This window comes from Aquirufa sp. 5-AUSEE-100C1 (assembly GCF_054558655.1).
Genome location: NZ_JBPXKO010000001.1, coordinates 28496 through 39212, shown reverse-complemented (window position 1 = coordinate 39212; position 10717 = coordinate 28496). Strand labels below are relative to the sequence as shown.

The following is a 10717-nucleotide window of genomic DNA, read 5'->3' as shown; positions in this document are numbered from 1 at the left end:
TAAGCATCACACTGCCTCAACAAATGCAATGGATTCCCCTAACTAGCGAAACACAACTCGATGAAATCGTAGGCCAGTCTGCCTCGAAGCCCGTAGTTATTTTTAAACATAGTACCCGTTGTTCCATCTCATCGACGGCCTTGAGCCGGCTAGAGCGTGCCTGGAACGCCGAGGAAACACCTGCTTATTATTTAGACTTGATTGCTTATCGCCCCATCTCGGCAGCGATCGCTGAAAAATTTGATGTAGAACATCAGTCGCCACAAGTATTGGTCATTAATCAGGGCGCTTGTACTTATTCTGCAACACATTGGGACATTGCTTTTGATGAAATAAACCCTCATTTATAATTAAATATGCGGTATTGCATCCTTCTTTCCTGCCTATTGATATCCCTAAGCAGCTATGCACAGCGGAAAGCGACTTCGGCGGAGAGCACTTTGCAAATACCGAGTAAAAAAAGCCCAAAAACGAGTACGACGAATTTGCCTACAGAAGCATTAAAAAGTACTTGGGCAATCGGAATAAGCACAAGTACCAATTCAGGGATCATTGGAGGATTCAGCTACCGAAAATTATGGCTAAATGAACAAAGTAGCCAATCATTTATTCAATTAGATGCTGATTTAATCAAAGATTACCGAGAATTCACTTCCCCTTATTCGTTCAATGGACGTACCTATTTGGAGGGAAAGCTGAATCAATTAGTTGTCCTCCGACCGATGTATGGACGTTCGATGACACTTTTCCGAAAAACCGCCGAGGGAGGTCCCGCTTTACGAGGTATTGTTGCGACAGGACCCAGTATTGGTATGCAAAAGCCTTATTACGTTGATATTTCCTATACGAATACAGCGACCAATCAAACGTTAACAACGGCGGTACCTTATGCCAAAACGCTAGACAATAGTTACCCAAAAGCTTACATTATCGGAAGTGCCGGTATTATAAACGGCTTTCCGGAATCTAAAATTGTCCCGGGTTGGCACCTTAAATCGGCTTTAAACCTTGAATTAGAATCATTTAGACAAAATCACATGAGTGTTGAACTTGGATTTTGTTTGGATTATTTTACTCAACCCATTGAAATGTTAAACCAAACGCCCGGTCGGAGTGTTTACACCACCGGATACCTGACTGTCTTCTTCGGAAAAAGTCATTAAAAGCGCCTATAAAATGATTGAATTACCACAAGTAAATCCCGCCCCAACAAATCGTAAACCTGATTGGCTACGTGTCAAATTACCGATCGGTGAAAATTACAGTAAGGTTCGGAAACTCGTTGACGAATATAAATTACACACCATCTGCCAATCCGGTAATTGCCCTAATATGGGGGAATGCTGGGGCGAGGGAACAGCGACTTTCATGATTTTAGGTAATGTATGTACCCGTTCATGTACATTTTGTGCCGTAGCAACCGGTCGGCCACAAGAATATGACGAAGATGAACCTCGTCGGGTGGCTGAAGCTATCCAACTGATGCAAGTAAAACATGCGGTTATTACCTCGGTAAACCGTGATGAACTGAAGGATAAAGGGGCTGAAATTTGGTACCAAACGGTCCGTGCAGTCAAAGAAACTACACCTGCCACGACAATAGAAACCTTAATCCCCGATGTCAAAGCGAATTGGGATGCCTTGATTCGCATGATCGAAGGAGGACAGGAGGTCGTTTCACATAATATGGAAACGGTAGCCCGATTATACCGCTATGTGCGTCCACAGGCGAAATACGAGCGTAGCTTGGAACAAATCAAACGTACCAAGGAATTTGGCAAACGGAACAAATCAGGCATTATGTTAGGCTTAGGCGAAACTCAGGATGAGGTTTTCCAAGCCATGGATGATTTAGTGGCGAATGGATTGGACGTATTGACATTAGGACAATACTTACAGCCGACCAAAATGCACCATGAGGTAATCGAATGGATACATCCAGATAAATTTGCCATGTACAAAGAAGAGGGATTGAAAAGAGGCTTAGCCTACGTGGAATCAGGCGCATTGGTTCGTTCGAGCTACCATGCAGAAAGACACATCTAGATGATGGAAAACGCGAACTCAAGTCCCAAGCAATATACCTACATCATCGCAGGTGGTGGTATGGCGGGGCTTTCGCTCGCATCCTATTTAGCTGAGAGTAATCTCTCTTTCGAGTCTGTTTTGGTAATCGATCTAGGTGTCGATCACCCCAAATCATGGTCTTATTGGTCAGACCAAAACCATAGCTTTGATTCTTTCGCTGAACACCAATGGAAGGACTTGCAGGTTCATACCTTTCAAAATAAATGTATGGATTTAAGCATTTCACCCTTTGTGTATCGGAAAATTGATAGTCAACATTGGTCAAAAACGGTTCGTGAACAAATCCAAAAACACCCCAAATTCGAATTCTTACAAGCTAAAATCGAATCATTTCAATATGAGGGGAAATATACCCAGGTAAAAACCGACTTGGGGATTTTTGAGGCAACGCAAAAAATCTTTGACAGTATTAGCCCCTACCCTTGCGACTTGACAAATCCCAAGGATTTGAAACAGCATTTTGTTGGCCTGAGTATCGAAACAAACTTCCCATTATTTGACCCTACCAAAGCTATACTCTTCGATTTTCGAATCGCCTTTACGAAGGCCTGTGAGTTCATGTACGTTCTTCCCACGAGCAGTAAGGTGGCGCTTTTTGAACATACATTTTTCTCAGGGGAACTCCTAAAGGAGGAAGAATACCTAGAGAAAATCAAGGCCTATTTATTGGCTTATTACGGATTAGGGGAAGATGATTACCGAGTTGTTGCCACTGAGAAAGGAATCATCCCGATGAACTACTTGGATATTCCTCAAAATCTACATCAGAAACATATCAAAATCGGCACAGCGGGCGGATTTGTAAAAGCGAGTACGGGCTATTCGTTTTTCAGAACACAGCATTTATTAAAAAAATTAGTTCAAAACCTTGAAAAAGGCCGATACGATGTATGGCTTATCCCTCCAAACAAATTCAAAATTCTATTGGATCGGATATTAATCCAAGTACTCGTCGACCAAGAAATCGAAGGTAGCCAAGTTTTTGAGTTATTGTTCCAGAAAAATAGCGCCCAAAAAATGCTTCGCTTTTTAGATGAGAAAACGAGTGTATGGGAAGATTTTACTTTAATGCGTACAGTACCAACCTGGACATTTATGAAAGCCTTTTTCAAAATTGCATTTAAAAGAAAAAGCTTTTCGAAATAATGGTTTGTGCCCCGAGATAATAATCTTAAATTTGCACGATTTTTAACATAAAAATAAATAAAGAATGGCTTATCTATTTACGTCTGAATCAGTATCTGAAGGACATCCCGATAAAGTAGCTGACCAAATTTCGGATGCGTTAATTGACCATTTTATGGCTTTTGACCCAACTTCCAAAGTGGCTTGTGAGACTTTAGTAACCACCGGACAGGTCGTTTTAGCAGGTGAGGTTAATACCAAAACGTATTTAGATGTTCAAGCCATCACGCGGGAAGTAATTCGCAAAATCGGTTACACGAAGTCGGAGTACATGTTTGAAGCAAACTCATGCGGTATCCTATCGGCGATTCATGAGCAGTCGGCCGACATTAACCAAGGGGTCGACCGAGCAAAACCGGAAGAACAAGGCGCAGGTGACCAAGGAATGATGTTTGGTTTCGCGACGAAAGAAACAGAAAACTACATGCCTTTGGCATTGGATTTAGCACACAAGATCTTGCAAGAACTTTCCTATATCCGCAACAACGAGCCTAATTTGATTGGCTATTTACGTCCAGATGCAAAATCTCAAGTAACGATTGAATACAGCGACGACCACACGCCTCAGCGCATCGATACGATTGTGGTATCTACGCAACATGATGATTTTGCGACGGAAGCAGATATGTTGGCGAAAATCAAGAAAGACATCGTTGAAATCGTTATTCCACGTGTGAAAGCTAAATTGAAGCCTGAATTACAGGCATTGTTCAACGATGCGATTACCTACCACATCAACCCAACGGGTAAATTTGTTATTGGGGGGCCGCATGGAGATACGGGTTTGACAGGCCGTAAAATCATCGTAGATACCTATGGTGGTAAAGGAGCTCACGGTGGTGGAGCATTTTCGGGAAAGGATCCATCCAAGGTAGACCGTTCAGCAGCTTATGCGACGCGCCACATTGCGAAAAACTTAGTAGCAGCAGGTCTTTGTGACCAGGTATTGGTGCAGGTTTCTTACGCGATCGGAGTAGCAAAACCATGTGGTTTATTTATTGATACGTACGGAACGTCAAAAGTGAACTTGAGTGACGGAGAGATCGCACGCAAGGTGGAGGCAATATTCGACATGCGTCCTTACTTTATCGAACAACGTTTGAAATTACGTAACCCGATTTATTCAGAGACCGCTGCTTATGGCCACATGGGTCGTAAGAACGAGGTAGTTACCAAGACATTCCAGGGTCCTGGAGGACAATCAGTTACGAAAGAAGTAGAATTGTTTACTTGGGAAAAATTAGATTATGTAGATGCGGTAAAATCGGCATTTGGTATTTAATCCAATCGAATTGATATGTAGAAGGTGCTCCCACAAGAGCACCTTTTTTTATGAATTAATCTACTTAACTTGAACAAATATCACCTGAATGGGGTTACTAAATCTATGAGCAACACAAGTAGGAAAGGTTTTTATTTCAAAGAATTCGAGGAAAAAAGCGTCTCCCCTTTCGATAAGCTTTTTGGCATATTTAAAGAACTTATCACGCATACCGCTGGGGATTTTGATGAGGCCATCGATTGGTTGCGGGAATTGGACAAGGAATACGAATTGACCGATGAAAATTATACCATCGACGATTTCATCGAAGATTTAAAAGCCAAAGGGTATATCCGCGAGGAAATCGATGAGAATGGCTCATCGGGCATGGGCATCACCCCGAAGACAGAGCGTGCGATCCGCCAAACCGCCTTGGAAAATATCTTCGGAAATTTAAATAAAAGTGGAGCCGGCAACCACAAAACCAAGGCATCTGGCCAAGGTGATGAATTGACCGGAGAATTTCGTTCCTATCACTTCGGGGATAGCTTGGAAAAAATATCCCTGACGGAAAGTTTAAAAAATGCTCAAATCAATCATGGAATAGGTGAATTCGAACTCATCGAAGATGATTTGGTCGTGGAAGACACGCAATACAAATCCCAAATGAGCACGGTCTTAATGATCGACATCAGCCACTCGATGATTCTGTATGGCGAGGATCGAATTACCCCCGCAAAAAAGGTGGCTATGGCTTTGGCCGAATTAATCACCACGCGTTACCCCAAAGATACCATCGATATATTGGTCTTTGGAAATGATGCCTGGAGCATTTCAATCAAAGATATACCCTACCTGAAAGTTGGACCCTACCATACCAATACCGTAGCTGGCCTACAATTGGCGATGGATATCTTACGAAGAAAGCGGAATACGAATAAGCAGATTTTCATGATTACCGACGGGAAACCAAGTTGTGTCCGTGAAAAGGATGGCACCTATTACATGAACAGCAATGGACTAGATCCCTACGTAACCGAAAAATGTTACACACAGGCAGCTCAAGCCCGAAAATTACATATCCCGATCACAACCTTCATGATCGCGCGCGATCCTTATTTGCAGCAATTTGTGGATAAATTCACGGAGGCCAATCAAGGGAAGGCCTTTTACACGGGATTGCGCGGTTTAGGGGAAATGATATTCCAAGATTACGAAACGAACAGAAAGAAAAGACTCAAATAAAATGATCAATAATTTAGGTGAATTAAAAGCCTCAGGCTACCAAAGTAAATCCATCAAAGATGAATTACGCGATAATTTAATCCAGCACATGCAAGCGGGCACAAGCGTTTTCGAAGGTGTGCATGGATTTGAAAATTCGGTTATTCCAGAGTTAGAGCGTGCGATATTATCCCGCCACAACATCAATTTATTAGGACTTCGTGGACAGGCCAAAACACGGCTAGCACGTCTCATGGTAAATTTATTGGATGAATATATCCCCTACGTGGCGGGTTCAGAAATCAATGATGATCCCTTGAATCCCATTTCTCGATACGCCATCAATTTAATTGCAGAAAAGGGAGATCAAACGCCAATCGCCTGGTTGCATCGCTCCGACCGCTTTGCGGAAAAATTAGCGACACCTGATGTAACAGTAGCCGATTTAATTGGCGATGTGGATCCTATCAAGGCAGCTAATTTGAAGTTATCCTACGCAGACGACCGCGTGATTCATTTCGGAATGATTCCACGCGCCAATCGTTGCATCTTTGTCATCAATGAAATTCCGGATTTACAAGCCCGGATTCAAGTAGCCCTGTTCAATATTTTACAAGAGGGTGACATCCAGATTCGCGGTTTCAAACTACGCTTACCGCTCGATGTCCAATTTATATTCACGGCCAATCCCGAAGATTATACGAATCGGGGAAGCATTGTTACACCACTCAAGGACCGTATTGGGTCACAAATCCTGACGCATTACCCGGAAAGCATCGCCATTGCACGCAAGATATCATCTCAAGAGGCGCGAATCAATCAATCGCAAGCGGAACGTGTTTACATTCCCAATCTTGCTTATGACTTATTAGAACAAATTATTTTCGAGGCTAGATCAAGCGAATACATTGACATCAAGAGTGGCGTCAGTGCCCGAATGAGTATATCGATGCTAGAGAGTTTGGTGAGCACCGCCGAGCGACGTGCATTATTGAATAAAGAAACCCACACAACGGTTCGTTTAGCTGACTTTATGGGTATTATACCAGCGATTACCGGCAAGGTGGAGTTGGTCTATGAAGGAGAACAAGAAGGAGCCGCATTCGTTGCGGAGCAATTAATCGGCTCAGCTATTAAAACCTTCCTACCGGGTATGTTCCCGAAAATCGAGAAATTGAGTAAGAAAATTGAGGAAAGCCCTTACAGCGAATTATTGGAAGCTATTTTCTCGGATGGTGGATTGGTCTTGTACGACGAAAGTCCATCAAAGGAATATCAGTTGGCCTTAGATGCCATCCCTAGTTTAGAGGCTTTGTTGAAAAAATACCAACCCGACACAGCTAAAGAAGACAAATATTTCGTAAAGGAATTTGTGCTTTGGGCCCTGGCGGAGCATCATAAATTGGGTAAAGAACGCCTCCAAGATGGTTTCCAATTCAAAGATTTACTGGGGATTCTGTAATAAAAAAAGCGCCCGAATGGGGCGCTTTTCTTTTTTATTCGAGGGAAAGATTGAGCTTATCCGATTTAACTTGATGGGTTTTTGATTTAAAGCGTTTAATCTGTTCAGCTAAAGCATTCAGGGCGAGATCTAAGGCTTCTTCGAAGGATCGAGCTGTCTCCTTGACAAACAGAACAGCCCCAGGAACTGCAATTTTAATTTCCAACAACTTCTCTCGCATTTTGCCTTCGCCTTTGGCCAATTTAAGGAATACCTCTCCGCTGGTTATTCGATCATAAAAAGTATCTAATTTATTCAACTTAGCTTGAATGCTATCCAACAATTTACGATCAGCACTGAAGTGAATGGCGTGTACTTGCACTTTCATAATCATTAAAATTAAAGGGTGAATAAGATGCTTTGGGAATCTTAGCAAAGCCACCGAAAAACAGAACGTTTTAGATTCATTGAAAAGGTATATTTTTTTCGAACCCTTGTCAAGCAATTAACAAATTTTTATTTCCACACGACTCGGATCAACTGAAAGCTTATCCCTAAATCGGCGAAGGCATCATGCCAAAAATGCTGAATAGCGGATAAATGGTCATTGGGGGACTTTACTTCGACAAATGCATACGAATCATCTTTCGTGATAAATAAGTCCGGGAAACCTTTGGCATGGGTAGATAAACGAGACCACATCAGCCGTAAAACCTGTTGGACCGCAGATGTTTCTACCTTTTCTAAGACCCGCTCAATCAATTCCCAATTCAAATGCATCCAATCCACCAGCGGGTTGATTTGCCCCTGATGTTGTTCTGCCGTTGAACGCATTTTTTCCAAAGCCAAAGGGAGATCCAAAAGCGTATCTATTAATTGGGTAAAACGCACGGAATTGACTTGGGTAAAATCAACGGTCGGCGCATACTGAAAGGGATGATGAAAACCAGCGCTACGATCCTCGTAAATTAACTCCCAAGTCAAAAGACCTAACATATTCTTCCAAACCCCATTTTCAGCAAATGCAGCATAATAGCCTTGGCTTTGGTAGTAATCAATGACACCCTGTTCCACGCGTCCTTGATAAGATCCATCAATCTCAATTTTATCCGCCTTTTTTAAACGAGCGGTCACTTGTTTGATTTGAAGCTTAGAGGCTTGTCGGGCCAAAAAATCCTGAAAAAAATGTAACTCCGTCGGATTCTGCACATATTCTTTTCCGAATTCCGCCCAATATACCGCTTCCTCCAATCGCTTTAATTTGGCTAAAATACGAACACGACGCTCTAAGGATGGAGCAGAGGCTGAAAGCTCGTATACCTCCAAGGCATGTTCCAGAAAAGTTTGACGTTCGAGGTGTCGGCCAACTTGAAAAAGTACCCGCTCATAGGCAGGAATGGCCAATTCCGACAAGTTTTCAGCGAGCGGAACGAGCGACTCAACCAATGATTTTTGCAAATGCACGGGATCGAGTAAATCCTTTTGCTCAAAAAACCATTCCCGCCAAAGGCTGATTTGCCATTTATCCTCGATCTCCTTTCGCGTCGTAAAATAGGGGCTAAAATCATCTTCACTTATTTCTACATATTGACGGTGTCCGAGGTCTCTGACAACAAATTCCGTCAAATCTCGGTGCTTGCTACCAAAAAACAAAAACATCACAAAAGCATAGTATTCGGCTTGCAAAGGACGAATCCAAGCCTTGGGAACAAAACTCGAAGGGATGGAAAGATCGGTCAACAATTCTACTAATTCTGCTTTCGACAAAGACTTAAAAGATGATTTTGTTTGATCGCCGGATAAGAGATCTAGGCAGGTTTGTTTCGTGAAAACGTGTAAAAGACTTGGAGTAAAAACTTGTTCGTCATAAATGCCTATAAATTTCTCCTCGATCAATTCCTGAATGGCGCCGGATAAATCAGTTATTTCCGGATATTTTAACTGGTTGCGATTGAACCAAGCCACACGCCGACCGCATAACCGTAAAAACAAACATTGGGCTGAAAAAGACAGCTGAGAAAATGAAGAGATAAATTGGGATTCAGCCGGATTTAGCAAATTTTTATAATGCTTATCCAAGTATCGCAAAACATATTGAAAGTAATCCCAATAATAAGTTGGAGAAAAATTGGTTGATTCAGGGTTCTCCATGTTTTGGACATAAATATTTTAAACGAAAATAGGACTATTTGAGTATAAATTTCAAGATTTTCAACAGAAAATTAGATTTTTTCAACAATTTCAGAAATGATGTTATATTTGTAAGCCTGAAATTTTTCAGGTTTATCACTAGATATAACGAAACAAAATTTATGCAAACGGTTTCAAATTTCAACTTTGCTGGTAAAAAAGCATTAGTTCGTGTGGACTTCAACGTACCTCTTAATGAGCGATTTGAAATTACAGATGATACGCGTATTAAAGCGACGATTCCTACAATCCAAAAGATTTTAAAGGATGGTGGTTCGGCGATTTTGATGTCACACTTGGGAAGACCGAAAGATGGTCCAACGGAGAAGTATTCATTGAAACACTTAGTTACTCCCCTGTCATTAGTTTTTGGGGTAAAGGTAAAGTTTGCAACGGATTGCATCGGCGAGGATGCGGTTGCATTAGCCGCTGATCTACAAGCGGGTGAAATTCTCTTGTTAGAGAATTTGCGTTTCTACAAAGAAGAAGAGAAAGGAGATGAGGCATTTGCACAGAAATTAGCTCGTTTGGGCAATGTATGGGTAAATGATGCCTTTGGAACTGCACACCGTGCACATGCCTCTACGGCAGTAATGGGTAAATTCTTTACTGATAAAGTAGCAGGCTATGTGATGCAAGCGGAAATTGAAAATGCACAAAAAATTCTTGAATATTCTGAGCGTCCATTTACAGCGATCATGGGAGGTTCAAAAATATCGGATAAAATCTTGATCATTGAGCGCTTGTTGGATAAGGTTGACAACTTGATTATTGGGGGTGGAATGACCTATACTTTCTCGCTAGCAGAAGGAGGCAAGATTGGAAAATCAATCTCAGAACCTGATAAAGTAGAATTAGCCAAAGCATTAATCGAAAAAGCAAAAGCTAAAGGTGTGAATCTTATCATGCCTGTAGATAATGTTTGTGCAGATGATTTCAACAACAATGCTAATCGCCAAACGGTTAATCGCGGTGAAATTCCAGACGGCTGGGAAGGCTTGGACATTGGCCCTGAATCGGTAAAATTATTCCAAGATGTGGTTTCTAAATCGAAAACTATCCTTTGGAATGGTCCTATGGGCGTATTTGAATTCCCTAACTTCGCGATTGGTACCAATGCGATCGCTGATGCAGTTGTTAAGGCAACGGAGGAAAATGGGGCATTCTCCTTAATTGGAGGAGGTGATTCAGCATCCGCTGTCAACAATGCGGGTTATGGAGATCGCGTCTCTTATGTTTCTACGGGAGGCGGAGCCTTATTGGAATACATGGAAGGTAAAATTTTACCAGGAGTAGCTGCATTAGAAGCTTAATTCGTACAACAGATT

At 42.0% G+C, this 10717-nt stretch carries 10 protein-coding genes; 8 read left to right on the top strand and 2 right to left on the bottom strand.

Annotated features, from left to right (window positions below):
- Positions 1–23 precede the first annotated feature (23 nt).
- From ytxJ to ACMH5P_RS00155, 7 genes are all read left to right on the top strand, one after another.
- Complete coding sequence (gene ytxJ, locus ACMH5P_RS00185; RefSeq protein ID WP_459492279.1) at positions 24–350, top strand: bacillithiol system redox-active protein YtxJ; 327 nt, start codon at positions 24–26, stop codon at positions 348–350.
- 6 nt (positions 351–356) lie between these two features.
- Positions 357–1163, top strand: coding sequence for a hypothetical protein (locus tag ACMH5P_RS00180; RefSeq protein ID WP_459492278.1), 807 nt, complete (start codon positions 357–359; stop codon positions 1161–1163).
- A 13-nt stretch (positions 1164–1176) separates the two neighbouring features.
- A complete protein-coding gene (lipA, locus tag ACMH5P_RS00175) occupies positions 1177–2046 on the top strand; it encodes a lipoyl synthase (protein ID WP_459492277.1) in 870 nt (289 codons plus the stop codon).
- Positions 2047–3234 (top strand): lycopene cyclase family protein, encoded by a 1188-nt coding sequence (locus tag ACMH5P_RS00170; protein WP_459492276.1) that lies wholly within the window; start codon positions 2047–2049, stop codon positions 3232–3234. It begins immediately after the preceding gene.
- A gap of 64 nt (positions 3235–3298) precedes the next feature.
- Positions 3299–4555, top strand: a complete 1257-nt coding sequence (gene metK, locus ACMH5P_RS00165) for a methionine adenosyltransferase (RefSeq protein ID WP_459492275.1) — start codon at positions 3299–3301, stop codon at positions 4553–4555.
- Between the two features lie 105 nt (positions 4556–4660).
- A complete protein-coding gene (locus tag ACMH5P_RS00160) occupies positions 4661–5779 on the top strand; it encodes a vWA domain-containing protein (RefSeq protein ID WP_459492274.1) in 1119 nt (372 codons plus the stop codon).
- 1 nt (position 5780) lies between these two features.
- A complete protein-coding gene (locus ACMH5P_RS00155; RefSeq protein WP_459492273.1) occupies positions 5781–7220 on the top strand; it encodes an AAA family ATPase in 1440 nt (479 codons plus the stop codon).
- A 34-nt stretch (positions 7221–7254) separates the two neighbouring features.
- Here the strand turns inward: ACMH5P_RS00155 and ACMH5P_RS00150 are convergent, their stop codons facing one another.
- On the bottom strand, positions 7255–7587 hold the full coding sequence (locus ACMH5P_RS00150) for an HPF/RaiA family ribosome-associated protein (protein ID WP_459492272.1): 333 nt from the start codon (positions 7585–7587) through the stop codon (positions 7255–7257).
- 128 nt (positions 7588–7715) lie between these two features.
- Positions 7716–9350 carry a VRR-NUC domain-containing protein gene (locus tag ACMH5P_RS00145; RefSeq protein ID WP_459492271.1) on the bottom strand — a complete coding sequence of 545 codons (1635 nt, stop codon included), beginning with the start codon at positions 9348–9350 and terminating at the stop codon, positions 7716–7718.
- A gap of 161 nt (positions 9351–9511) precedes the next feature.
- Between ACMH5P_RS00145 and ACMH5P_RS00140 the strand changes: the two genes are divergently transcribed.
- On the top strand, positions 9512–10702 hold the full coding sequence (locus tag ACMH5P_RS00140) for a phosphoglycerate kinase (RefSeq protein WP_459492270.1): 1191 nt from the start codon (positions 9512–9514) through the stop codon (positions 10700–10702).
- Positions 10703–10717 lie beyond the last annotated feature (15 nt).

Bases quoted from the DNA above. Each gene is read 5' to 3' on its own strand.
- lipA (WP_459492277.1), top strand. From the start codon at position 1,177: ATGATTGAATTACCACAAGTAAATCCCGCCCCAACAAATCGTAAACCT.
- ACMH5P_RS00145 (WP_459492271.1), bottom strand. From the start codon at position 9,350: ATGGAGAACCCTGAATCAACCAATTTTTCTCCAACTTATTATTGGGAT.
- ytxJ (WP_459492279.1), top strand. From the start codon at position 24: ATGCAATGGATTCCCCTAACTAGCGAAACACAACTCGATGAAATCGTA.
- ACMH5P_RS00150 (WP_459492272.1), bottom strand. From the start codon at position 7,587: ATGAAAGTGCAAGTACACGCCATTCACTTCAGTGCTGATCGTAAATTG.
- ACMH5P_RS00170 (WP_459492276.1), top strand. From the start codon at position 2,047: ATGATGGAAAACGCGAACTCAAGTCCCAAGCAATATACCTACATCATC.
- ACMH5P_RS00155 (WP_459492273.1), top strand. From the start codon at position 5,781: ATGATCAATAATTTAGGTGAATTAAAAGCCTCAGGCTACCAAAGTAAA.
- ACMH5P_RS00140 (WP_459492270.1), top strand. From the start codon at position 9,512: ATGCAAACGGTTTCAAATTTCAACTTTGCTGGTAAAAAAGCATTAGTT.
- ACMH5P_RS00160 (WP_459492274.1), top strand. From the start codon at position 4,661: ATGAGCAACACAAGTAGGAAAGGTTTTTATTTCAAAGAATTCGAGGAA.
- metK (WP_459492275.1), top strand. From the start codon at position 3,299: ATGGCTTATCTATTTACGTCTGAATCAGTATCTGAAGGACATCCCGAT.
- ACMH5P_RS00180 (WP_459492278.1), top strand. From the start codon at position 357: ATGCGGTATTGCATCCTTCTTTCCTGCCTATTGATATCCCTAAGCAGC.